The organism is uncultured Alistipes sp., assembly GCF_902388705.1.
Classification (GTDB): domain Bacteria; phylum Bacteroidota; class Bacteroidia; order Bacteroidales; family Rikenellaceae; genus Alistipes.
This window is the reverse complement of the sequence record NZ_CABMQJ010000003.1, coordinates 156350-181213: the sequence shown is the minus strand read 5'-3', so window position 1 is coordinate 181213 and position 24864 is coordinate 156350. Positions and strand designations below refer to the sequence as shown.

General features: G+C 62.0%; 15 protein-coding genes. 8 read left to right on the top strand and 7 right to left on the bottom strand.

The features are described 5' to 3' along the window. The first annotated feature begins 165 nt into the window (after positions 1-165). The 8 genes from QZT71_RS02215 to QZT71_RS02180 are packed head-to-tail and all read left to right on the top strand — an operon-like array spanning position 166 to position 11200. On the top strand, positions 166-783 hold the full coding sequence (locus QZT71_RS02215) for an outer membrane lipoprotein carrier protein LolA (RefSeq protein WP_295911802.1): 618 nt from the start codon (positions 166-168) through the stop codon (positions 781-783). A gap of 16 nt (positions 784-799) precedes the next feature. Next, entirely contained in the window at positions 800-1168 is a 369-nt protein-coding gene (locus QZT71_RS02210) for a beta-hydroxyacyl-ACP dehydratase (RefSeq protein WP_295911800.1), read from the top strand. After that, the gene (locus QZT71_RS02205; RefSeq protein ID WP_295911797.1) at positions 1165-2322 is read left to right on the top strand and encodes a DUF2062 domain-containing protein; all 1158 of its coding nucleotides are present in this window, start codon (positions 1165-1167) and stop codon (positions 2320-2322) included. The genes QZT71_RS02210 and QZT71_RS02205 overlap by 4 nt, the downstream gene beginning before the upstream one ends. Beyond that, a complete protein-coding gene (locus QZT71_RS02200; RefSeq protein WP_295911795.1) occupies positions 2315-6157 on the top strand; it encodes a trifunctional MMPL family transporter/lysophospholipid acyltransferase/class I SAM-dependent methyltransferase in 3843 nt (1280 codons plus the stop codon). Before QZT71_RS02205 ends, QZT71_RS02200 begins: the two co-directional genes overlap by 8 nt. Position 6158: 1 nt before the next feature. Then, a complete protein-coding gene (locus QZT71_RS02195; protein WP_295911792.1) occupies positions 6159-7655 on the top strand; it encodes an NAD(P)/FAD-dependent oxidoreductase in 1497 nt (498 codons plus the stop codon). Further along, a complete protein-coding gene (locus QZT71_RS02190; protein ID WP_295911789.1) occupies positions 7652-9310 on the top strand; it encodes a C45 family autoproteolytic acyltransferase/hydolase in 1659 nt (552 codons plus the stop codon). Before QZT71_RS02195 ends, QZT71_RS02190 begins: the two co-directional genes overlap by 4 nt. Then, a complete protein-coding gene (locus QZT71_RS02185) occupies positions 9307-10614 on the top strand; it encodes a phenylacetate--CoA ligase family protein (protein WP_295911786.1) in 1308 nt (435 codons plus the stop codon). The genes QZT71_RS02190 and QZT71_RS02185 overlap by 4 nt, the downstream gene beginning before the upstream one ends. Before the next feature lie 13 nt (positions 10615-10627). Beyond that, positions 10628-11200, top strand: a complete 573-nt coding sequence (locus tag QZT71_RS02180) for a hypothetical protein (protein ID WP_295911784.1) — start codon at positions 10628-10630, stop codon at positions 11198-11200. A 145-nt stretch (positions 11201-11345) separates the two neighbouring features. Here the strand turns inward: QZT71_RS02180 and QZT71_RS02175 are convergent, their stop codons facing one another. The 7 genes from QZT71_RS02175 to QZT71_RS02145 all read right to left on the bottom strand — a co-directional run bounded on the left by QZT71_RS02175 (position 11346) and on the right by QZT71_RS02145 (position 24734). After that, positions 11346-12782, bottom strand: a complete 1437-nt coding sequence (locus tag QZT71_RS02175) for a glycoside hydrolase family 140 protein (RefSeq protein WP_295911779.1) — start codon at positions 12780-12782, stop codon at positions 11346-11348. Positions 12783-12873: 91 nt separating this feature from the next. Continuing rightward, positions 12874-13407: a hypothetical protein gene (locus tag QZT71_RS02170; RefSeq protein ID WP_295911776.1), complete on the bottom strand. Its 534-nt coding sequence runs from the start codon at positions 13405-13407 to the stop codon at positions 12874-12876. A gap of 18 nt (positions 13408-13425) precedes the next feature. Beyond that, entirely contained in the window at positions 13426-15099 is a 1674-nt protein-coding gene (locus QZT71_RS02165; protein ID WP_295911773.1) for a RagB/SusD family nutrient uptake outer membrane protein, read from the bottom strand. A gap of 11 nt (positions 15100-15110) precedes the next feature. Beyond that, positions 15111-17933, bottom strand: a complete 2823-nt coding sequence (locus QZT71_RS02160) for a SusC/RagA family TonB-linked outer membrane protein (RefSeq protein ID WP_295911770.1) — start codon at positions 17931-17933, stop codon at positions 15111-15113. 56 nt (positions 17934-17989) lie between these two features. Then, positions 17990-19759, bottom strand: coding sequence for a RagB/SusD family nutrient uptake outer membrane protein (locus tag QZT71_RS02155; protein ID WP_295911766.1), 1770 nt, complete (start codon positions 19757-19759; stop codon positions 17990-17992). An 11-nt stretch (positions 19760-19770) separates the two neighbouring features. Further along, entirely contained in the window at positions 19771-23073 is a 3303-nt protein-coding gene (locus QZT71_RS02150) for a TonB-dependent receptor (RefSeq protein WP_295911763.1), read from the bottom strand. Positions 23074-23324: 251 nt separating this feature from the next. After that, the gene (locus tag QZT71_RS02145; RefSeq protein WP_295911760.1) at positions 23325-24734 is read right to left on the bottom strand and encodes a cellulase family glycosylhydrolase; all 1410 of its coding nucleotides are present in this window, start codon (positions 24732-24734) and stop codon (positions 23325-23327) included. Positions 24735-24864: the final 130 nt, after the last annotated feature.

The following is a 24864-nucleotide window of genomic DNA, read 5'->3' as shown; positions in this document are numbered from 1 at the left end:
AGCCGTGGCGCGCCGCATCCGCCGCCGGCTGGGCGACGGCAAGGTGATTCTGCTGCACGACGACCGACCCGGGGCGGAACGCCTGCTGGCAATGGTACTCGACGACCTGCGGCGCTGCGGCTACGGCACGGCGACCGTGGGCGAACTGTTCAAAAACGAAAAACGATGAAGATAACCACACTCCTGTTTATCCCCGTCCTGCTGCTGTCGGGGCTTACGGCCCGGGCCCAGCTGCCCGAGTCGTTCAAGGAACGCCTGGCGGCGGCCAGCAGCAAGAACAAGACCATCCAATGCGACTTCACGCAGCGCAAGCAGGTACGCCGGATGAAAAACGAGGTGGAGCTGAAAGGCCGCTTCTATTACGACAACGCCCGGGCCATGGCGCTCGACTACACCTCTCCCGCAGGCGACAAAATCATCATCCGCGACGACCGCATCATCCTGAAAACGGGCGGACAGGTGACCGAAACCGCCACGTCGGCCAACCCGATGCTGCAACAGGTAGCGCTGATGATCCGCGCCAGCATGACGGGCGACCTCACGCAGTTCGGCCAGGGGTGGCACATCACCTACAGCGAGCAGGACGGTGCCGGCACCGTGCGAATGGTGCCCGAGTCGAAGCGCGCCCGCAAGTACATCGACTCGCTCACGCTCCGCTTCGACCTCGAAGACATGACGCTCGATTGCATGTCGCTGGCCGAAACCGGGGGCGGGTATTCGGTGTACGACTTCCGCAACAAACGTTTCAACCTCCCGGTCGATTCCGCGAGGTTCAATCCCTGACCCGATGCCGAAAACGATGCAGGAACTATTCAGCAGCATGGACAACTACCTGTCCGCCGGCGACCGGCTCGCATTCCGGGTGCGGCTCGATGCGTCGCATCCGGTCTACGGAGGTCATTTCCCCGGGCATCCGGTGCTGCCGGGCGTCTGCACGCTGCAAATCGTCCGGGAGTGCCTGCGCCGCGGCACGGGGCGCAGGTTCCGCTACACGGCAATCCGCGAATGCAAATTCCTCGGCATGATCGTCCCGCAGGCGGACGACTTGCTCGACATCGACATCCGGCTCGCGGACGACGGACCCGCGGCGAAGAAACTCGTCTGCACCGTCGCCAACGACGGCAAAACGGCACTCAAACTCAAAGGAACCGTCAGCGAAGAGCTATGACCGGCGAAAAGAACGACATACTGGCGGTAATCCCGACCTACAACAACGAAAAGACCCTCGCCCGCGTGATTGCCGACGTGCGCCGCTACTGCACGGACGTACTGGTCGTGAACGACGGCTCGACCGACGCGACGGCGCAGATACTCGCCCGAACGGAGGTCGCGTCCGTCTCCTACGCGCCCAACCGCGGCAAGGGGTACGCCATACGCCGGGCGTTGCGCTACGCCGGGGAGCACGGCTACCGCTACATGCTGACAATCGACTCGGACGGGCAGCACTTCGCCTCGGACATCCCGGAATTCGTCCGGGAGGCCGCAAAGACCCCCGACGCACTGCTGGTCGGGGCGCGCAACCTGCACTCGGACAACATGCCGGGAAAGAACACCTTCGCCAACAAATTCTCGAATTTCTGGTTCCGCATCGAAACGGGAATCCGGATGGAGGACACCCAGTCGGGATTCCGGCTCTACCCCGTGCAGCGGATGAAAGGGATGAAATTCATCACCCGGCGCTACGAATTCGAAGTGGAGGTGCTGGTGCGGGCCGCCTGGCGCGGAATCGCCGTGCGCAACATTCCCGTAAACGTTTTCTACCCCGAAAAGAGCGAGCGCGTGTCGCATTTCCGGCCGGGCAAGGATTTCACGCGCATCAGCATCCTCAACACGTTCCTCGTGCTCGGGGCGCTGCTGTTCTACTACCCGTGGCGGTTCCTGCGGTCGCTCACCAAAGAGAACATCCGCCGCTTCATCGCCGACAACGTCACCCGCTCGCGGGACTCGAACCCGCGGCTGGCCGCCTCGATCGGGCTGGGCATCTTCTTCGGAATCGCCCCGCTGTGGGGCTACCAGATGATTGCGGCGGGAGTCACGGCCCACTTCACGCGGCTGAACAAGGCCGTGGCGATCATCAGCTCGAACATCAGCATTCCGCCGATGATCCCCTTGATCCTCTACGGCAGCTACTGGACGGGGGCGCAGGTGCTGCAGCGCGACATGCCGCTGGCGCTCTCGGACATCACCCTCGAGCGGGTGGCCGCCGACATGTTCCAGTATATCGTGGGCAGTTTCACGATGGCCGCCGTATGCGCAATCGCCGCGACGGCGATCGGCTACACCCTGCTCGTATCCTGTAAACGCATGCCTCGCCATGAATAAATTCTTCATCGCCCTGTACGACTTTTTCGAAACCCGCCGCACACTGCTCTTCACGCTGCTGGCGGTAGCGCTCGCGGCGATGGGAGCGGTTGCGCTGCAGCTGCGGTTCAGCGAGAACATCACCGGATTCTTCCCCGACGGGGAACGGAAAGCCGCCGCGGCGTTCTCGAACCTGAAAATCAAGGATAAAATCGTCGTGATGGTCAACGCCCGGCAGGGAGTGCAGGTGCCGCCCGAGCAGATGATGGCCTGTGCCGACGCCCTGGCGGCCCGGCTCGGCGCCGACACGCTTTTCAGGCGCTACGCCGAGGCGGAGGCCTCGTTCGGCAGCGATCTAATCGACAACATGCGGGCATTCCTGCAGGGCAACCTGCCGCTGCTGCTCACCGAGGCCGATTACGCGCGCATGGACACGCTCGTCACCCGGCAGGGCATCGCCCGGGCGATGGAGGAAAACTACCGCCGGCTGCTGTCGCCCGTCGGGGGCTTCATCGACGAATACATCTACGACGACCCGCTCGGGCTGTCGTTCGGGGTGCTGGGCAAACTGCAGCGACTCAATATCGGGGGCAACTACACGCTCTGCGACGACTACCTCTTCTCGAAGGACATGGCAACGCTCGCCGTCTTCATCTCGCCGCAGTACGAGAGCGGCGACACGGGCGTCGGCGACCGGCTGGTCGAACGAATCGAGTCGGTGCTCGGGGAGCTCAACGCGGAATATGCCGCAACGGGCATCACAATCGACTATTACGGCGCCCCGGCCGTGGCGGCTTACAACGCACGGCAGATCAAGCGCGACATGATGCTGACGCTGAACATCGCCATCCTCGTAATCGTAATCTTCATCACCCTCTCGTTCCGCAACAAATTCGCCGTACTGCTGGCCCTGATTCCCGTAGCGCTCGGCGGGCTGTTCGCCCTGGCGCTCATGTCGCTCGTGTGCCACACAATCTCGTCGATCGCCGTGGGTGCGGGAACCGTCGTGATGGGCATCGCCCTGAGTTACTCGATACACATCCTCTGCCACGCCAACCACTGTCACGACCCGCGGCAGATTATCCGCGATTTGGCCTATCCGCTGACCATCGGCAGCATAACGACCATCGGCGCCTTTGCCGGGCTGCTGTTCACCGACTCGCAGCTGCTGCGCGACTTCGGGCTGTTCGCGTCGCTGACATTGGTGGGAACGACGTTTTTCAGCCTCGCAGTGCTGCCCCACCTGATACGGAAGGGGGAACGCGGGGGGGGGTCTGCGGTGCTGCGGGGCGTGGAGCGCCTCACGGGAATGCGTCCCGACCGAAGCAGGCCGCTGGTGGCAGCAATCCTGCTGCTCACGCTGGTATGCCTCTTTTTCTTCAACCGCATCGGCTTCGACAGCGACATGATGCACCTCAACTACGACGCTCCCCACCTCGTCCCGGCACAGCAGCGGTTGAGCCGGCTGATGGACGACGACGGCGAACACGCGAAAGTGCTCTTCATCACGACGGGCGACACGCAGGCCGAAGCCGTGGCAGGCTACCTGCACCTCGAGCGGCAGCTCGACTCGCTCAAACGGGCGGGAAAAATCGACTCCTACGCCGGAATAGCCCCGTTCGTGGTCGACAGCGCCGAACAACAGCGGCGGCTGGAGCGGTGGCAAAAATTCTGGACTACGCAGCGGCGGGAAACACTGCGCGAAGGCATCCGGGAGGCAGAACGGAGGTACGGCTTCGCCCAGGGCGCATTCGGCGGCGCGCTGCAACTGACCGAAAAAACGTACACGCAACTGGACTACTCGTCGGCCGCCGCGCGCGAAGTGTTCCGTGAATGGGTCGACGGACACGGCACAACGCCCCTGTTTTTAAGCCACGTGACGCTGGCCGACAGCTGCAAACAGGAGGTTTACGCGACCTTCTCCGCCGCGGACGACATCGTGGTCGCCGACCGCGCGTTCTATGCCGGGAAGATGGCGCAGAGCGTCAACCACAATTTTTACCTGATTCTCTCGATTTCGTCGATACTGGTCACCATGGCGCTCTTCCTCTGCTACGGGCGCATCGAACTGACGGTGATGTCGCTGCTGCCGATGGGCATCGGGTGGGTCATCATCCTCGGGCTGATGGCCCTGTTCGGCGTCGAATTCAACATCGTGACGATTATCCTCTCGACCTTCATATTCGGCATCGGCGACGACTTCAGCATCTTCATCATGGACGGCCTGTTGAGCGAATACAAGACCGGACGCAGGATGCTCGACACGCACAAGACCGCGATTTTCTTCTCGGCCTTCACGGTGGTGGTCGGACTCGGGGCGCTGATTTTCGCACGCCACCCGGCCCTGCACTCGCTGGCGCTGATCTCCCTGTTCGGCATCGTCGCCGTGGTGCTGGTTTCCTACACGATACAGCCCGTGCTGTTCCGGATGCTCGTATCGTCACAGACCGAAAAGGGCGGCGCGCCCTACACGCTGGGAAGCCTGCTGAACACGTTCTACGCGTTCGGGCTGTTCGTGACGGGCTGCCAGCTGCTGCAGGCGCTGATTTTCACGCTCTGGCCGCTGCCGATGGCACGCCGCCGCAAACAGCGCATCGTACAGTGGTCGATCCACCACATGACGCGGGGCTTCCTGCGGGCGATGTTCACCACGAAAACCATCCGGGAGAACGAACCGGGCGAAACATTCGCGCGGCCCGCGGTCGTGATTGCCAACCACCAGTCGTTCATCGACATCCTCGTGCTGTTGAGCATCTGTCCCAAAGCCGTGATGGTGACCAACGGCTGGGTATGGCGCTCGCCGGTATTCGGACGCATCGTCCGCTACCTGGGCTTCTACCACGCGGCGGACGGATACGAGCGCCTCGCCCCGGCGCTCACACAGAAAGTCGCCGAGGGATACAGCGTAATCGTCTTTCCCGAAGGCACGCGCTCGGCGGACGGGAAAATCGGACGTTTCCACAAGGGGGCGTTCTACCTCGCCGGGAAGCTCGGGCTGGACATCCTGCCCATCTGCCTCTACGGCAACGGCATGATTTCGTCGAAACGGCAGCCCATTTACATCAAGCACGGACTGGTCGTGAGCCGCATCCTGCCGCGCATCGCCGCCGGCGACCCCGCACAGTGCTCGGATGTGTCCAAAGCCGCCTGCCGCCTGATGCGCGGGGAATACCGGAAGCTCTACGAGCGCTACAACCGCCCGTGCAACCCCTATTTCCGCGACATGCTCATCAAGAGCTATACCTACAAAGGGCCCGTACTGGAGTGGTACATGCGCATCAAGATACGGCTGGAGCGATGCTACGAACTGTTCGACCGCATCGTGCCGCGCGAGGGAACCGTCGTGGACCTCGGCTGCGGGTACGGGCCGTTGAGCTACATGCTCGCGATGCTCTCCGACCGCCGCCGCATCGTCGGCATGGATTACGACGCGGAGAAGATAGAAACCGCACGCCACAGTTTCCTGCGGCGGCCCGAAACGACCTTCCTGCACGCCGATTTGCGCACGGCGGAACTGCCCGAAGCCGACGTGTTCCTGCTCGTCGACGTGCTGCACTACATGCAGCGCGAAGAGCAGCGCACCCTTATCGGGCGGTGCGCGGCGCGGCTCAACCCGGGCGGACGGATTATCGTCCGCGACGGCGACAGCAGCAAGGCCCGGCGGCACAAGGCCACGGCGATGACCGAGCTATGGTCGACGAAAATCGTCGGGTTCAACAAGACCGACGGCGAACTGCACTTCACCTCGACTTCGGAACTGGAGCAAACGGCCCGCAGCTTCGGCATGGAACTCCACGCGGCGCACAAGGATACGCGCACCTCGAACACGGTTTACATACTTACCCGACAGGAATAGCATGCAGGAGCAGTTCGACATAATCGTTATCGGCAGCGGCCTCGGAGGGCTGGAATGCGGAGCCATGCTCTCCCGCGAGGGACTCGGCGTATGCGTCGTGGAGCAGGCACAGCGTTTCGGCGGATGCCTGCAGTCGTTCCGCCGCAGGGGTCACACCATCGACACGGGCATGCACTACGCGGGCAGCCTGCAGGAGGGAGGCATCCTGCGCCGGTATTTCGAATATTTCGGCATTTGGGAGTCGCTGCGGGTGCGGCCGCTCGACGATGAGTTCGACATCGTACAGCCGGATGCGGCGGGCGAGTTCGCCTACATGCACGGCTACGGGGCCTTCGAGCGGCACCTCGCGGAGCTCTTCCCGCACGAAAAGGCCGGAATCGGAAGGTACTGCGCCAAACTCCGGCAAATCGGCAGCAGCATCGGCGTGGAAACGCACCGCGCGGGACAGCTGTCGGCCGGGGGTACGGAATACCTCGGCGCGTCGGCCGCGGAGTTTATCGCCGAATGCGTCGCAGACCCCCTGCTGCGCAACGTCCTGGCGGGAACGAACCCCCTCTACGGCGGCATGCGCGAAACCTCGTCGCTCTACCACCACGCGATGGCCAACCATTCGAACATCGAGGGCGCCTGCCGCTTTGCCGGCGGGACACAGCATATCGCCGACGCCCTAATCGCCCGCATCCGCGCACAGGGCGGCACGGCCCTCGCCGGAAGCCGCGCAAGCGCACTGCATGCCGACGGGCGGCGCATCACGGGCGTGGAGCTGGCCGACGGCACGGTACTGCGGGCGAAAACGGTCATATCGGCAATCCACCCGGCCGCGACGCTCCGCCTGGTCGGGCAGACGCCGGCCATCCGCAAAGCGTACCGCGACCGGATAAACGGGCTGCCCGGCACCTACGGGTTCTTCTCGGTTTACCTGCTGCTCAAACCGGGCAGGTTTCCCTATATCAACCGCAACCTCTACCATTACGCCGGCGGCGATGTCTGGGACACGCTTTTCGATTGGCAGGCCATGCGCCCCAAAGCGGTGCTATTCAGCGCACAGCCGCCGCACGGCGACACGGCATGGAGCGACGTGGTGACGCTGATGACCCCCATCGCCACCGAAGCGTGGGCGGCGTGGGAAGGTTCGGCGCCGGGAGAGCGGCCCGAAGCCTACACGGCGCTCAAGGCGGCCGTGAGCGAAGCGACGGTGAATTTCGCCTGCGAACGCCTGCCCGGACTGCGGGAGGCAATCGACAGCACCTGCGCCGCAACGCCCCTGACCTACCTGCATTACACCGGCACGCCGCACGGCGCGGCATACGGCATACGCAAAGAGTACCGTAACGCGGCAGCCGCGCACATTCCCGCCCGGACGAAATTCGAAAACCTGCTGCTCACGGGACAGAACCTGACCGTACACGGCGCGGTAGGGGTCACGCTGTCGGCAGCGGCCACCTGCGCGGAACTGTTAGGCACGGAATACCTCGCAAAAAAAATCGGCAACGCATGAAACGAATCCTGAAATACACGCTCGTCGCGCTGGCGGCGCTCCTGCTGCTGCCGGCGGCATTCCTCTGGGGGCTTTACCTGACGGCCGACATGCAGCAGCCCGTCATGATTATCGACACGGCGGCTTACCGCGTCACGGACCACGGCGGCTACACCTCCTGCCACGGCAGTTTCCTGCGCCGCAACGCCCACGGTGTGTGGGAACTCTACACCGCCGGGTCGCCCGCCGAGTCGGGTGCGGCGGCGGGAGCCCTTACGGCCGCACTGATGCGCTACCAGGAGGAGGTGTTCGTCGATCAAATCCGCAAATTCGTCCCCTCGGACGGTTACCTGCGCTTGCTGCGGGGCATGATTCTGATTTTCAACCGCAACCTCGGGCAGCATGTCCCCGAGGAGTACCGCCGCGAAATTTACGCCCGGTCGCTCTATTGCTCGCACGACTTCGATGCCATCGGAACCCCCTACGAGCGCCAACTGAACTACCATGCGGCGCACGACATCGGACACGCCATGAGCCAGTACATGCTCGTCGGATGCAGTTCGTTCGCGGCATGGGGCGGCATGAGCGCGGACGGAGGCCTGATCGTCGGGCGCAACTTCGACTTCTACATGGGCGACGACTTCGCCCGCAACCGGATTGTCACCTTCTGCCGCCCGCAGGCCGGCTATCCGTTCGCCAGCATCGGCTGGGCGGGGATAGTCGGCGTGCTGTCGGGCATGAACACCGAGGGACTGACCGTCACGATAAACGCCGCGAAAGGGCCCCTGCCGCTCTCGTCGGCAACGCCCATTTCGATTCTCGCACGCGAGATATTGCAGCATGCGGCGACAATCGGCGAGGCGCTGGCAATCGCCCAAAGCCGCGACACGTTCGTCAGCGAATCGCTGCTCATCGCCTCGGCACGCGACGCCGAGGCCGCAATCATCGAAAAGACACCCCGCAAAACCGTCCTTTACCGGAGCGGCGGCGAACAAATCGTCTGCACGAACCACTACCAGTCGGAGGAGTTCGCCGACGACAGGCACAACCGCGAAAACATCGCCATGACCGACAGCCCCTACCGTTTCGCACGGCTGGAGGAGCTGATGGCCGCGAATGCACCCCTGGACGTACCGGAAGCCGTGTCGATGCTGCGCGACCAGCGCGGGGCGGGCGGCATCGACATCGGAGTGGGCAACGACTGCTCCGTCAACCAGTCGATCGCCCACCACTCGGTCGTTTTCCGGCCCGGGGAGCTGAAAATGTGGGTTTCGACCGCACCGTGGCAGGGCGGCGCCTACGTCTGCTACGACCTCGGGGCCGTGATGCGGAATCCCGACCCCGCAGCGGAGCTGTACGACAAGGCGCAGGAGATACCGGCCGACACGGCGTACCTCACGCACGACTATCCGCGCCTGATGGCGTACCGCGAATACGGGAGCCGGCTTCGCGAAGCCATGGAAAAGGGGGAGGCGGCCGACGAACGGCTGCCCGAAGCGTTCGCACGCACCAATCCCGGGAATTTCCACACCTGGAAACTGCTGGGGGAATATTACCTCGCACGGGGCGACAAGGCCCGTGCGGCACAGAGCTTCGGCAGGGCGTCGGAGGCCGCGGTGCCCCGCGCCGACGAGCGGGAAGCAATCGAAAAACTCAAATCGGAATGTGAACCATGATACGAAACCCGAACATACAGTTCGCGCCGGACGACGCGGTCGCGGCGTTCCGGCAGGAGCGCCTGCGCGAAGAAATCGCCTACCTTTATGAAAATTCGCCCTACTACCGGCGCATGTTCGACAACTGCGGCGCGCAGCCGGGCGACATCCGCACGCCGGACGACCTGCGGCGGCTGCCCGTAACCACGAAAACAGACCTGCAACTGCACCCCGGGGAGTTCGTCTGCGTGCCCCGCAGCCGCATCGTCGACTACGTGACCACGTCGGGAACCCTCGGCGACCCGGTGACATTCGCCCTCACGGAGGAAGACCTCGGCCGCCTGGCCTACAACGAGGCGATGTCGTTCACCACGGCGGGATGCACGCCGGACGACGTATTGCAGCTGATGACCACCATCGACCGCCGTTTCATGGCGGGACTGGCCTACTTCATGGGGGCGCGGGAGCTGGGATGCGGCGTAATCCGCGTCGGCAACGGCATTCCCGAACTGCAGTGGGACACCATACGCCGCATCAATCCCACGGGCTGCATCGTCGTGCCGTCGTTCCTGATAAAACTCGTCGGCTATGCACAGGAGCACGGCATCGACTACCGCCGCTCGTCGCTGCACCGGGCAATCTGCATCGGCGAAGCGCTGCGCGGCACCGATTTCCGCAACAACACGCTCGGGGCGAAAATCAGCGAACTGTGGCCCAAACTGGAGCTCTTCTCGACCTACGCCTCGACCGAAATGCAGACATCAATCACCGAGTGCGAACACCACTGCGGCGGGCACGTCCCGGCCGACATGATTCTCGTGGAGCTGCTCGACGATCAGAACAACCCCGTACCCGAAGGAGAGGAGGGCGAGGTGGTCATCACCACGCTCGGCGTAAGGGGCATGCCGCTGCTGCGCTTCAAGACGGGCGACATCTGCATCGCCCACACGGGCCGCTGCGCCTGCGGCCGCACGACGATGCGCCTCTCGTCGGTCATCGGCCGCCGGGGACAGATGATTAAATTCAAGGGTACGACGCTCTACCCGCCCGCGCTGTACGACGTGCTGGAAAACATCCCCGGCGTGAGCAACTACATCGTCGAAGTATTCACGGGCAGCCTCGGCACCGACCAAATCGTGCTGCGCATCGGCAGTACGCGCCGCGACGAGGCGTTCGAAAAAGAGATCAAGGACACCTTCCGCTCGAAAGTACGCGTCGCCCCGGAGGTCGTTTTCGAACCCGCGGAGTACATTGCGAAAAAACAGATGCCCCAAATGAGCCGCAAACAAATAAAATTCGTAGATTTACGCGAACAAATCAAATAAAAGTTTCGCCGCCATGAAAAAATTACTCACCGCCGCGTTGTGCCTGCTCGCCGCAACCGGTTTCGCACAAAAAGGAAAAGTTTCGGCGTCGGCCGATTTCTACGGCGTGGATTTCAGCTGCGTCGACGTGATAGGGACGGACGAGGAGCCGGGAGATTTCATCCGGGCGTTCGGGCAAATCAACAAACTCTTCCTTTCGGAGCCCAGGAAATACGACGTCGCCAAATTCACCGGCATAGACATCCTCTCGACCACTATCGAACAGGCCAACGAATCGCTGGGAGCACTGGCGGCGGAGCAGTTCACCCCGCGGAGCACCACGCCCGACATCGCGGCGCAGCTTCCGCAGATTCTGGCCCGCTACAACAACCATTCGGGCAACAAGGGGCTGCTGCTGATAGCCTCGACGCTCGACAAGGGCAACGGTATCGGGCACTACACGGCCGTGCTGTTCGACCCCGCCACGCAGCAGGTCATCATCCAAATGGACATGGCCGGCAAAGCCGGCGGGTTCGGCCTGCGCAACTACTGGGCCGGCTCGGTATACAACGCCCTCAAGAAACAGGGCAAATACCTGACCAGATAAAGGGAGATCACCCCGCACCGGAAAACACCCCGCACGATTGCGTGCGGGGTGTTTCGTTATACAGGCAAAAGGCAGCCGGGGCCGGACACAACCGGCGGGGAGGGAAGACCTGTGCCCACCCGGGAAAAACGCACGGGACACGCGCTTATCGGGAAGCCCCGGCACGGGGCACCCGGCACTTCCCGGGGGCCGGGTATTTCATCCGCGCGTCGTCGAGCACGAGCACCCAATCGTTCCCCTTGCCGCAGGTCGGGGGCGTAAAAGTCATCGTCGCACCGGCCTCCCGGCGGCGGAATTCGCCGATCCGCAGCGGACGCCCGCTGCGCACGTCGTACCACCAGGCTACAATACGTTTCCCGGAAATCCGCCCCAGATCGACAGCAAACGGCCGGCCGCTCTCGGAGTAGACCATGGCATAGGTGCCGAGGCTGTCGCGCGTGGCCGTACAGCGGTCATGCCCGCTGCCGGCATCCCCGGCGATAACGCCCTGGTCGGGAATGCGGCGGAAAAACGGACGGCTCTCGAGGAGTTCGCGCCCGTAGCACACCTGGTATGCCCCGGGCAGCGACAGGGACTCCTGCCAGCTCCGCACGGGTCCCGTGACGGGTGCGTACTTGCCGGGTTCCCACATCTGCCATACGGCATGGCAGCCGTAGGTGTGTCCGCAGGCCCCGGAAAAGACCTCGTGGTAGAAAGCCCGCCGCACATGCAGGGCTTCGGAAGTGCCGTATTTCTCGCGGTCGAAGTCAATCGGATGCTCTTCGTAAATCGGCTCGCCGTCCAGCACGGGTTTGACCGGCTGCCGGGCATAATCGCGGGCGATACGTTCCCAGACATCGAAATCGTAGGCATGGCCGTTCTGCTGCATATTGAACGCGAGCCACTGCTCGTCGTGCAGCCAGTCGCCCGACGAGGACTTTCCCCACGGATGGTAGGTAATCAGGCAGGCCGCATAATCCTCCCGGCCGGCGACACCGCAGGCGATGCCCCGGGCGAAAGCCCGCAATATCGGTTCGCGCCCTTCGGGAGGACGGTCGCCGCCCAGTATCCAGATGATATTCCGCCGGGCCCGGTAGCGCTCCCCCAGATAACGTCCGAAAGCCTCGGCACGCTCTTCCGTCGTGAAGATTTCGGGCCCGGGGCCCCATTTCAGGCAGAACTTGTCGCCCCAGGAGGGCAGCAGGCCGACGACCAGTCCCAGCGAGTCGGCCAGGGCGATAACTTCGTCCACATATGCGAAATACCGCTCGTTGGGCCGGGTGAACTCCGCATCGGCAAACGGCAATTCGCCGTAGGCATTGGCGACGCGCAGCCCGTCGCGCTCCGCAAGGCATACAGCCTGTATGACCGTGAACCCTTTGCGGGCACGGTCTTCGAGATAGAGGCGCGCCTGCTCGCGCGTCGTACGGTGGAACAGCTCCCACGCCGTGTCGCCCAGGTAGAAAAACGGGCTGCCGCCGGCATATTGCAGGTAACGCCCGCCGGGATGCACGACGATGCGGCCGCGGGAGGCCGGCCGGGCGCACAGGGCAGCAGGGGCAAGGAAGAGCGCAAAAATCAGTACGGCAAATAACTTTCTCATATAAACCGGTTTTATACGGCATCCGGAAACAAAACGGCAACCGGAGCCGCCTTTTTTGGCGGCTCCGGGCCGGAATGGTGGCCGGGCCGGGTTACAGCCCCTCTTTCGAGAGCAGCTCCGACGTGTCGATGCGCACCTGCGTCGTGGTGAGCTTCTCGTTGAGCGCATAGCGCGTGGGGTCGGAGATGGTGACCGGCAGGGAGAAATCCTTGTCGGCATTGGCCTTCAGGTAGGCGATGTCGACCGTGAGGAAAAAGGTCGCGTCGCGTTTCCCGTCGGGGCAGCTCACCGAGGAGGGCAGCTTGTACGCCCCGTCGGGCAGCAGCGTCGTGCCGTCCAGGGGCACAGTGCCCGCGGAAACATAGACCATATAGGCCTGCAACTCCTCCAGCCCGGCGCGGTAGATTCCCAGGAAAATCCGCACCTTGCCCGCATCCTTGTCGACGCTGTAGTTCTTGTTGGACTGCTGCGCCGTCCCGCCGTTGGGCACGGCATAGGGAGTGTAGCTGGCCTGCGGCATATAAATCACCGCACTGCCCCAGGGCCTTTCGCTGTCGGCTTTCTGGCATGAGGCCGCTCCGCATGCGAGGAGCAGCACAGAAAAGAATATAACAATCTTTCTCATAGTTCGATATTTTTCGGTCTACCAACCCGGATTCTGCTCGAGGACCCCGCCCGATTTCACGATTTCGGCCTGCGGGATCGGATAAAGGTTCATTTTCGGCGCCTCGAAGGAGCGTTTGGCCACTTCGAAAGGCGTGTAGGCGAAGCCATCGCCGCTGCGGGTCACTTTCACACCGCGCAGGGGCCGGTTGAGCTCCGTACCGGCATCGTTCCAGCGCCGGAGATCCCAGTAACGGTGGTCTTCGAAAGCCAGCTCGATGCGGCGCTCGTGTTTGATGGCCGTGCGCATGGCAGCCGCATCGCCCGGGGCGACGTCGACCGAAGGCATGGCCACACCCGTGCGGCTGCGCACGGCATCCACGGCGTCGCGCGCCGTCATCCCGTAGCCGTGGGCGTCGTCGGGGCCGTAGGCCTCGTTCATCGCTTCGGCAAAGTTAAGCAATATTTCGGCATAGCGGAAAACGATCCAGCTGCGAAGCCGCTTGTCGTCGTTGGTGAGGTTCAGGTTTTCGTTCAGGAACTTGCGCAGGTAATACCCCGTGGGCGAAGCGTTCTTCCGGGCGGGGTCGTCGGCGCCGCCCGCATAGATCTCGAGCGTGCGGCCGTTCCATGTATCCCCGTTGCGCAGGACGGTGGCATAAAAGCGCGGGTCGAGGCCGGCATAGGCATCGTCCGCATCCTCTCCTGCGGATTCATAGGCCTCGACGAGGTTCTGCGAAGGGCAGATACCCGTACCGCCGCCCTGCGTGCCGATGGGATAATTCTTGCGTTCGAATTCGTTGGTCGCCCCCATACGCACGGCCCAGATGGTTTCGGGACTGGTCGTGGAGGTTTCGGCGACGAACAGCCCGCCGTAATCGGAATGCAGGGAGTAGATGCCCATGTTAATCACCTCGAAAGCGGCAGCGGCAGCAGCCGCCCACCTGGACTTGTCGCCCGAGGGATTGAACTGCGGGCTGGCGGCATAGAGCAGCGTCCGCGATTTGAGCGCCAAAGCCGCGCCGCGCGTAATGCGCCCCGACTTCTCGTCGAGGTTCTCGGCCCGCCAGTCGACGACCAGTTCGTTGCGCACCCCTTCGATCTCGCGCAGGATGAGGTCGACAACCTCGTCGAACGTACCGCGCGGAAGGTTAGCCTGCTTCCGGTCGTCATACACGCGGTCGACGAGGGGCACCCCGCCGTAACGCTTGGCGAGTTCGAAATAGTAATAGGCTTTGAGCACATGCGCCTCGGCGCGCAGACGCTCCACGTCGACCAAATCGCGGCGGTAACTGTCCAGACCGTTCGAAGTGAGCGTGTCGCGGTGCATACCGAGGATATACTTGTAATCGGCCGATTTGTCGAGGTAGTCATGGGCCGCGTAAATGCCGTTGTAATAACTCGTATAGCAATCGTCGGGGTTGTAGTGGATACCCCAGCTGCCTTCGTTGAACCGCTGTGTGGAGCTGAACGTGGTCACGTATTGCGCCTCGTCGGAAACGGCTGCGAACAGGTTGCCGTCGATGGCCGTGAACCCGTAGGGAATGTGTTCATAAACGCGGTATCCCCAGTCGAACATCTGGTAGCGGCGCGTGGCCATCATCTCGTCCGTCAGGTTCAGGTCTTCCTTGGTGTCGAGCGCATCGCACCCCGCCAGGAACAAGGAGCAGAGGAGGGCGCCCGCGAAAAGGAGTTTCATATTTTTTCGTATCATGGCAGTCGTGTTTAGAAGGTTACGGTCAGACCGAGGTTGTAGGATTTCAGCGCCGGGTGGCCGGAAAGGATTTCGGGATCGATGTCGTAGTCGCGCATCAGCTTGCTGACGGTCAGCAGATTGACACCGCTTAAGTAGACGCGGATTTTCGAGATGCCGGCCTTGCTCAACGAGGGCTGCGTGAAGGTGTAGCCCAGCTCCACGTTACGCAGCTTGAGGAAATCGCCGTTGCGCTTCCAGAGCGTCGAATTGCGGTAGTTGTTGCTGTTGTCCTGCAACGACAGGCGCGGGTAGGTGGCCGTGGCGCGCGTGTCGATTCCCTGTTCGGGATAATAGGCCCAGCGGCCTTCGGCAATCTTGTAGACGTTGCCGTTATCGCGGAACGCCACGTTCTGCAAAGGCGCGTCGAGCAGGTTCACATCGCGTCCGGCAGCGCCCTGGAAAAGGGCGAAGAGGTCGAACCCCTTCCAGGAAGCCGCCAGCGAGAACGAGTACTGCAGCTTGGGCAGGTAGGAGTCGCCGATGGCCGTCTGGTCGTTCTCGTCGATGACCGTATCGCCGTTCAGGTTCCTGTATTTGATGTCGCCGGGCTGCACGGCACCGAACGTAGGCTTGGGAAGCCCCTCCTTGAGCTCGCCGTTGACATCGAAGTCCTCCCAGTCGTAGAAGCCGTCGGCCACGTATCCGAACAGGGCATTGAGCCGCTGGCCCGTGCGCGCAGCCGTCGGGACGGTCACAATCTCGGCCATGTAGTCGATCTTGTTGCTGTTGTAGGAGGCCATGCCCGTGAGCGCGTAATTGAAGTCGCCCACGCGGTCGGCCCAGGAGAGCTGCACCTCAAAACCCTTGTTAATCATCTTGCCGATGTTGCGGTAAGGCGGGTTGTCCACGCCCGAAGCACCGGGAATCATCCAGTCCTGGGTCACGATACCCGAACGTTTCTCGAGGAAGAAATCGACGTTCACGCCCAGTCTGTTCCACAGGCGCACGTCGATGCCGGCGTCGTACTTCAGGCTCTTTTCGGCAAAAATATCGGAGTTCGGGAGGTAGGACAGCGCCGTTCCCCCGTGCCACGTATGTTCGCTGTTGCCCGTATTGAGGCCGCCGCGACCCGTGTAGTAACCCTCCCACAGGTAACGCATCTCGCCCATCGGGTCCCAGCCGTTCTTGCCGACCGAAGCCCTGATTTTAAGAAAATCGACCGTACGGCTGTCCCGCAGGAAAGGCTCCCGGGATACGACCCAGCCCAGGCCGAGCGAGGGATAGAAACCCCAGCGGTTGCCGGGTCTGTAATTGTCCGAACCGTCGGCGGCAAAGGAGAAGGTCGCCACATAACGGTCGTCGTAGGCATAGTTGACGGCGCCGTTGACGGTCATATGGCGGTATTCGATCATTTTGCCGGCAGCGCCGTTCTGCGAGAAGTCGGTCTTGTAGATATTGTAGAGTATCCCGGCCGAAGCGGAAAGCACATGCTGTCCGAAGGTTCCGTCGTAACCCAGCGTCGCGTTGTAATGCTGCCACGTCCACTGGTTCTGGCCGCTGTCCTCGCCGCGGGTATAGGGGGTGTCGTTGTCGGTGGTCTGCTGCGTCCCGTCGAGCCAGCGCGAATAGTTGCGCCTGTTGCTCGCGCCGTCGCGCGTCCAGCTGCTCAACGACATCGCCTCCGAGAGGTAGAGCCCCTGCGCGAGGAAATCGAGCCGCTCCTTCAGCTGGAAATTGGCCTGCAGGGTGCGGTCGTGCGTGGAGTTGCGCCCCAGTGCCTTAATCGAGGCCAGGGGGTTGAAATTGTAAATCGGGGTACCCGTCCACGTCCCGTCGGGATTCTGCACGGGATAAACCGAGCTGGGGTATTTGGCAAGGTCGTTCCACAGGTTACCCGCGGCACGGTTGGGATAACGGCGATCCTCGATGCGTCCGCCGACGTCCACCTTGGCTTCGAGGAAATTGAAGAGGTTCATGTCGAGGTTCGTGCGGATGTTGTAGCGGTCGATGCCCGCGTTGGCCAGCGTGTCGTTGGTAGGCGTGTCGTAGATTCCCCGCTGCCCCATATAGCCGAACAGCACGAAATAACGCACGGTCTTGTCACCGCCCGAAACCGACACGTCGGCATCGGTATAGGGCGTGGCTTTCTTGGTGACCTCGCGGTACCAGTCCACGTCGGGCAGCTGGGCGATTTGGTCGTCGGTATAATAGGGCGTCCAGACATTGCCGTTGTCGTTGCTTGCCGCCTCGTTGTAAAGCCGGGTATAGTCGCCCGTACGCAGCGGTTTCTGGAGGTTCATGGGCTGCTGCACGCCACCGCGGACATTGACCGTGACCCGCGGACGGCCGATACGGCCGCGTTTGGTCGTGACCCATATCACGCCGTTGGCGCCCCGCATGCCGAAGGGGGCCAGCGCCGCGGCATCTTTCAGCACCTCGATCCGGTCGATTTCGGAAGGCGAGAGGAACTGGAAATAGGCCATGTTGGTCTGGAAGCCGTCGACATAGACCGGCAGCGAGGAGTTGTTGTAGGTCGCCACGCCGCGGATATTGAGCGTAGCGGCATCGTAGCCGGGTTCCCCGTTGGTCTGCGACACGACCAGGCCCGGAATACGGCCGTAGAGCATGTTGTTGATATTGGCCGACGGAATGGACACCTCGTCGCCCGTCACGGAAGAAACGGACGAGGTGATTAGCGCCGCCTTGGTCCGGGCGGACGTCCCGGGGATCACATATTCCAGGGCCGCACTGTCGGGCTGTTCCGCAGCCGCGGTATCCCGGGCGGAAACCGAGCCGGCGCCACCGACGGCCAGAACCGCGAGAGCCGCGCCTCCGAGGAACACACTTTTCATATGGTTGGGATTCATGTAATTCTGTTTTTTTCGGTAAACGATTGTGTTTCGGCGGATCAATATCCGGGATTCTGCACCAGATACCCCTTATTCACCTCGCTGAGCGTAAAGGGCGAGAGGGACATGCGCTCGTGCCACATGTATTCGGCGACATAGGACGGCTTGCGCGTGTAGTTGGCGAACTCCTCGGGTTTGCGGGGATTCCACGACACGCCGGGAGCCTGCGAAAACTCGAATTTGTACTTGGCCCCGCCGATCATCGACGCCCCTTCCTTCCAGTGGCGGGCGTGGGGGTACCACTGGTTCTCCTCGTAGAATTCCACGGCCCATTCGCGGTGGATGCTCCGCCGCAGCTGCACCTTGTCGGTCTGCGTTTCGTCGGGAATGCCCCCGCGCCCCCGGATGTCGTTCAGGTAGCGGAGCGCCATGGTCGGGTTGCCCTCCTCGTTGTAGGCTTCGGCGACGTTGAGATAGAACTCCGCCATGCGGTAGATGGGGAATTCGAACCATTCGCGCGAACCGGCTTCATACCAGAATTTGATGTTCTTGGCACAGCCGTCCTGCCACTTGTATTCGAGCTGCCAGTTCTGGTACAAATCCCAGCGGCTGTTACCCGTATTGTTCTTGGGGTTGACGCCGTAGAAATAGAGCGACGCCTGCGCACGGGGTTCCAGCTCTTCGGCCTTGTCGCGGTATTCGCCGGCCGGACGCCAGTCGTCCACGCCCGCCCACGTCTGATCCGTGCCGTCGGCCTTGCGGTACTGGCAAAGCTGCCCGTAGCCGGTGCCGCGGTACTGTCCCAGGTCGTGTCCGGTATGGGTCGGCATGAAGGTGTAGTTCTTGTAGATGCCGTTGTCGTCGGACTCGCGCTGCTGTTTGTAGGCCAGCAGCACCTCGCGGTTCGACGGCGTGCCGACGGCCGTACCGTAATCCTTGACGGGGTCGCCCGTGTCGATGAGTTCGAAGCCGTTGGCCTTGCCCCAGTCGATCACCTCCTGGTTGGCCAGGCGGGCTGTTTCCCAGCGCTTGGCGTCGTAGCCCCCGAGCCAAATCATCTCGTTGTTCGCGGGATCGGCCATCTGCATGTAGGGAGCGTCGGCATTGAAGAGCGGACGGGCGGCATACATCAGCGCCTCGGCCTTGACGGCCAGCGCCACGCCCTTGTTCACGCGTCCCAGCCAATCGGCCGGCCAGCGCACGCCCTCGAGCGTCGCGGCGGCGGACTGGCACAGCTCCACGATGAAATCGAGCGTCTGCTGCACGGTGGCGCGGGAACGCACGTCGACCGTGGTGAGCGTAGACTCGACCAGCGGCACGCCGCCGTAGCGCTTGAGCATCTCCACGTAGCGGAAGGCCACCAGCACCTGCATTTCGGCCTTGACGACGGCTTTGTCGCGGTCGGACATGTCGGCGACCTTGTCGATGTTCTCGTACACGAGCCACGCCTTGCGGATATAGGCGTAGTTGTTGGGGAAATAGTCGTCGGTATAGCCGGCGCCGTTATTCTCGTTGTTGGCCAGCATGCCCGCCACGACCTGTTTGTCCATATAGCCCCACGTCAGGCGGCAGAGGTCTTCGCCGCCCATGATGGCTTCGGTCGTTTCGTAAGGCATAATCGGGGAGTTGTTCCACACCAGCACGGGAAGACCCGAGGAGAGAATCGTGCCGTAAGCCTCGGCGATAGCCCCTTCGGCATTCTTGGCCGTGCTGAAGACTTCGTCCTGATCCATGCCCGTCACTTCGGGCTTCTCGATAAACCAGTCCTGGCAGGACGAAAGGCCGGCCGCCAGCAACAGGCAGAGAAGCGTATAAATGGTCTTTTTCATAAGGCTGCGTCTTAAAATTGGATGTTGAAACCGAAGTTGTACACGCGCGTCAGCGGATAAATGATGCCTTCGGAGGTACTGCCGTCCTGCACCAGTTCGGGGTCGATGCCGTCGATCAGGTCTTTGCCGCCCCAGGTGCAGAGGTTGTTGGCATTGACGAATACGCGAATCGACCCGATATGCGCCTTGCGCATCCAGCGGGCATTCCTGAACGTATAAGCCACCTCGACATTCTTCAGCTTGATATGGTCGGTCGAGCGGAACCAGAAAGCGTTGTTCTGGTTGTTCTGGCTGTTGGCCATGTTCACCGACATGCGCGGGAAGGTAATCTGTTTGCCGGCGGCATAGCGTTCGGGTGTCCAGCGGCCGTTCATGTAGTTCAACGGCGTGCCGTTGCCCTGCGAGAAGGGCGTGATGAGGTAACCGTTCATGTTGAACGTCCCCTGCGCCGAGCCGGTAAAGAGCGCGGACACCTCGAATCCCTTATAACCGAAACTCAAGTTGCTGCTGAACGCGAAACGCGGAACGTTCGAGAAGCCCGTCGGGGTGATGTCCTTGTCGTCGATGATACCGTCGCCGTTGACGTCGACGATACGCAGGTCGCCGCCCTGGACGTGGTTGCCGTCGATGGCGTTGTAGGGGTGGTTGGCAATCTCCTCGGGCGTGTTGTAAAAGCCTTCGTTGTAATAGGCCTTGTACTGTCCGTAGGCGAATCCCGTTTCGTTCATCCAGGCGTACATATAGGAGGGCTCGGCCTTGTAGTCGATCTTGTTGACGGCATAGGAAACCTGCCCGCCCACTTCATACCAGAAATCCGTGCCGACATTGTCGCGCCACGACACCTGAATCTCGTAGCCCCGGTTGTTCATGCGTCCCACATTCACGGGCGGCAGGGCGCTGCCGCTCAAGCCGATGATGCCCGGCGTAACCCCCAGTTTGGTGAGAATGTTGTTGCGTTTCTCCTCGAACAGGTCGATTGTGACGGAGAGCCGGTCGCGGAACATGCGCACCTCGGCGGCAATGTTGTACGACTCCTTCTTCTCCCACGTGACGTCGGGGTTGCCCGTAGACTGTTCGTATTTGCCGGGGAAGGCCGGATTGTAGACCGAACCGTTCGACGAACCGAAGAAATATCCGTTGAGCGGGGTGCCGTTCCAGGGACCGTAACTATGGCTGCCCCACGTGCCGGGCAGGAACAGGAAGCGGTCGCCGCCGATTTCGCTGTTACCGGTCTGTCCGTAGGAGGCGCGGAATTTGAGCCAGGTGAGAATGTCGTTCTTCGGGAAGTAGGGTTCGTTCGACACGACCCAGCCTATCGAAACGGCCGGGAAGAACCCGAACCGCTTGCCGGGCGCGAAGTTCTCGGAGCCGTTGTAACCCATGTTGAATTCGGCCAGATAACGCTGGTCGTAGCCGTATGTCACACGCCCCACAACGCCGTAATACCCGCGGGGAACGTTGTACTTCAGCCCGGGCGAGGTATAGCGTTCGCCGGTGACGAGCGCCATGGCCGTGACGGCGTGTTTGCCGAAATCGCGGTTGAAGTCGATACCGGCCTCGACATAGACCTTGCGGTTTTTACCCCAGCCGGTTTCCTCGTAGGATTTGGCACTGTGCTCGCCGCCGTAATAGAGCAGCTCGGCCGGATTGTCGGGATTGCGCGTAATCGAATAGGTGGGCAGGTTGGGCGCGACACGCAGCGTCTTGGTAAAATAATGGTCGTACGACAACGCCCCGCGCACGGAGAGCCCTTCGACGAGGTAGTCCATCCGGTGGCGGATGCGAATCGAGGTATTCAGGCTGCTCTGGTTGATGCGCGCCTGCGCCTTTTCGAGCATGTAGGCAATCGGGGATTTGCCCCACGCACCCTTGTTGCTGTCCATAATCGTACCGCCGGCGTAATCGGTGATGATGCGGCCGTCGGAAACGCCCGGCGCCGAGAAGGGCGGGGCCTCGTAGATGTTGAGCATCAGGTCGCGGTAACGGCCCCACATCTCGACGCTGCTGTTGCGGTCGGTAATGATATTCGTCTCGCGCACCTGTCCCGAGAGCGAAACATTGATTTCGGTGAGCGGGATGATGTTGAAATCGAAGTTGGTGCGGAAGTTATACTTGTGGCTGCCCGAATTGGAGGCCGCGTCGCTGAACCCGAAGTCGTTGGTAAGGCTCTTCTGGTTGGAGTACCCCACCGAGGTGAAGAAGGCCACTTTCTCGGTGCCGCCGGAGATGTTGACGCTGTACTGCTGCTGGGGCGACACCCCTGCGTCGAAAATCCGCTTCATGTAGTCCGTGCTGCCGTAGTAGATGGCGGGGCTGTCGAGCAACGCCTGTTTCTGTTCGGGCGAAAGGTGCCCCATCGCCTCGACCTCGGCAGGCGTGTAGTCGCGGTTGTGCCGGAATTTCCACAGTTCGTCCTGCGAAAAGACCTTGATGTCGTCGGGCTTGCCGTCGTTGGCGAACGCCTCGTTGCGCAGCACGGCATAATCGTAGGAGTTGACCAGGCTGGGCAGGGTCGTCGGGGAGGTGAAACCGACGTTGGCCGTGAACGAAATCTTCAGGTTGCCTTCGCGGCCGCGCTTGGTCGTCACGATAATCACGCCGTTGGCGCCGCGCACGCCGTACACGGCAGTCGCCGAGGCGTCCTTGAGCACGTTGACGTTCTCCACGTCGTTCGGGTCGAGCATGTTGAAGGCCGTCATGTCGCGCACGATGCCGTCGATGACAATCAGCGGGTTCTGGTCGCCGGCATAGGTACCCACGCCGCGCACGCGAATCGTGGACTCTTCGAAGCCGGCTTCACCGGTCTTCTGCACGGCGGCCATACCGGCGATACGCCCTACGAGCGCATTGGAAACATTGGTCACGGGGGAGCGCATCAGCTCCTTGCCCGACAACTGCCCGATGGCGCCGGTGACGGTTTCCTTCTTCTGGGTGCCGAAGCCGACCACCACCACATCGTCGATGCTCTGGACATTCTCCGCGAGCACGATGCGGATATCGGTCTGGGTTCCTACGGGCACCTCCCGGGTGGTATAGCCGATAAATGAAACAGTCAACGTCGCATCCTTGGCCGCCATGACCGTGAAACGTCCGTCGAGGTCGGTCACAGAGCCCGTCTGGGTTCCCTTGACGATTACCCCTGCCCCGACGATCGGCATGCCCTGCTGGTCGACGACCGTCCCGGAAACCCTGGCCGGGGAGACATCCTGCGCCCCGGCGGCGAAAGCGACCGGCAGGGCGAGCAGGAGAGCCAGCCCGATCTTCGCGAATCTGCGCAGGAGCCCCGGCACATTCAAATAATGGTTCATTTTCATAGGTATTTAGGTTGTAGTTGATTGATTGCATCCCGCAGGGAATCGCCCGCGCGGGAGTGCCCGAACTGACATTCACGCAGCGGGCCGGATCACAGAATCGAAAAGGTCGGAGAGTCTTTTTCTTTCATAGGCTGATAGGTTTGGTTGTGCTTCAGGATTTCGTTACAACAAATTTAGGAAGACGGAACAGGGATATAAAGAACGAATCTATCATTTATTTGTCCGTTTTCATCATTCGTCCTCCCGGGGGTTCAATATTCGATCCGGACGATTACCGAACGCGTAAAGTCCGGAAGCGACACGTCGGCACGGCGGGAGGCGCGCATCCACTCGTCCTGCCAGGGGTCGTAGATACGCACCTTCTTCACCTTGCGGCCGCCGAGCTGCGGCGTGAAGTCGATGTGCAGGCCGGACAGCCGCTGCGCAGGAACGCGTTCGACCAGCTCGTGCCGCCACGTACTCACCGTATCGCGGCACCAGGCAAGCAGCGTGTGTTTGCCCCGGAGCACATAAACCCGCAGCCCCGCCGTGTCGCAGCGCACGGGTTCGAACCCTTCGCGGACGGGATCGACGCCCCCGACGGCATGCGCGAAGCGTCCCAACTGGAACCAGGTGTGCTGCTTGTCGATATGGTGATCCCAGTGCCAGAGGTGTCCCGGCCCGGCAGCGCCGCTGAAGAAGGGGGCGAAGAGCACGTCGTGGAGCACGGATCCCATGGTGTCCACCTTATATATAGGATGGGGTCCGGTATGCACGGGTTTCACGGCGCCCGATTCGGCCAGCAGCATCGGCTTGCGGAGGCCATAGCGGCGCAGCACGGCGACGGCATCGGAAGCCATGCTGTCGACCGGGGCGCTGCATACGGCCAGCTCGGCACCCTCGTCGATATAGCGGTGCACCTGCGCCACTTCGTTCGAGGGCAGGCGGTTGATGAATTCATAAATCGGGAAACTCGACTCCCGGTCGAGCGAACCGAGGCTCTGCATCACCAGGTTCTTCGGGAAAATCTCCTTCACGCGCGGCAGCATACGGACATTCCATGCGCGCAGGTGCTCTTCGGGCGTCTCCACGGCATTCATCTCGTTCCACAGCTCCCAGCCGAAAACGGCAGGATGGTCGCCGTAACGCTCGCGGAAAATCCGCACGCGGCGCAGGAACTCCTCTTCGCCCCGCTGCGAAGTGATGTAATCGTCGGCATCGGCAAAGGGGCCGCCGTTCGAGGTGTGGTAGGAGGCCTTGGTGTCCCACTTGTTCTCGCCCGGACGGATGTGGCGGAAACTCTCGATGCAGAATTTGATTTTGATGCCGTACCGGTCGGCCAGCTCCAGCAGGCGGTCGATGCGCCCGAGCTTCGCGCTGTCCACCTCGCCGTAGCGGGTTTCAATCTCGAAGAGGCTCGTATTGAGCCACACGCGGCCGAAATTGGCGCCGTTGCGGTGCATCTGATCCAAGTAGTGCTCCATGTCGGCGACGGACCCCATGGCGGCGATGTTGCACCCGACGGGAATGTAGGGCTGCCCGTCCGAAAGGCAGAAATAACGGGGATCTGCGGCGCTGACCTGTACGAAAGAGCGCCGGAGGGAACGTTTGGGGCCTTTGGCCGCCGCACGCGGCGCCGCTGCGAAAACAAGGATGCATGTCAAAAGGAGAAGTCGTTTCATAGGTCGTAGTATTAAATTTTAGCGACAGGATAAAAGTAGAAAATTCCCCGCGCACGGAGTGTAACCGGTTCGACAGATGCTAACACATTTTCGTCGGAACGGCACAGAAAGGGCAAAAGCCCGGTTTTCT

Bases quoted from the DNA above. Each gene is read 5' to 3' on its own strand.
- QZT71_RS02145 (WP_295911760.1), bottom strand. From the start codon at position 24,734: ATGAAACGACTTCTCCTTTTGACATGCATCCTTGTTTTCGCAGCGGCG.
- QZT71_RS02205 (WP_295911797.1), top strand. From the start codon at position 1,165: ATGACCGGCGAAAAGAACGACATACTGGCGGTAATCCCGACCTACAAC.
- QZT71_RS02175 (WP_295911779.1), bottom strand. From the start codon at position 12,782: ATGAGAAAGTTATTTGCCGTACTGATTTTTGCGCTCTTCCTTGCCCCT.
- QZT71_RS02155 (WP_295911766.1), bottom strand. From the start codon at position 19,759: ATGAAAAAGACCATTTATACGCTTCTCTGCCTGTTGCTGGCGGCCGGC.
- QZT71_RS02185 (WP_295911786.1), top strand. From the start codon at position 9,307: ATGATACGAAACCCGAACATACAGTTCGCGCCGGACGACGCGGTCGCG.
- QZT71_RS02180 (WP_295911784.1), top strand. From the start codon at position 10,628: ATGAAAAAATTACTCACCGCCGCGTTGTGCCTGCTCGCCGCAACCGGT.
- QZT71_RS02160 (WP_295911770.1), bottom strand. From the start codon at position 17,933: ATGAAAAGTGTGTTCCTCGGAGGCGCGGCTCTCGCGGTTCTGGCCGTC.
- QZT71_RS02170 (WP_295911776.1), bottom strand. From the start codon at position 13,407: ATGAGAAAGATTGTTATATTCTTTTCTGTGCTGCTCCTCGCATGCGGA.
- QZT71_RS02165 (WP_295911773.1), bottom strand. From the start codon at position 15,099: ATGATACGAAAAAATATGAAACTCCTTTTCGCGGGCGCCCTCCTCTGC.
- QZT71_RS02195 (WP_295911792.1), top strand. From the start codon at position 6,159: ATGCAGGAGCAGTTCGACATAATCGTTATCGGCAGCGGCCTCGGAGGG.
- QZT71_RS02210 (WP_295911800.1), top strand. From the start codon at position 800: ATGCAGGAACTATTCAGCAGCATGGACAACTACCTGTCCGCCGGCGAC.
- QZT71_RS02190 (WP_295911789.1), top strand. From the start codon at position 7,652: ATGAAACGAATCCTGAAATACACGCTCGTCGCGCTGGCGGCGCTCCTG.
- QZT71_RS02200 (WP_295911795.1), top strand. From the start codon at position 2,315: ATGAATAAATTCTTCATCGCCCTGTACGACTTTTTCGAAACCCGCCGC.
- QZT71_RS02150 (WP_295911763.1), bottom strand. From the start codon at position 23,073: ATGAAAATGAACCATTATTTGAATGTGCCGGGGCTCCTGCGCAGATTC.
- QZT71_RS02215 (WP_295911802.1), top strand. From the start codon at position 166: ATGAAGATAACCACACTCCTGTTTATCCCCGTCCTGCTGCTGTCGGGG.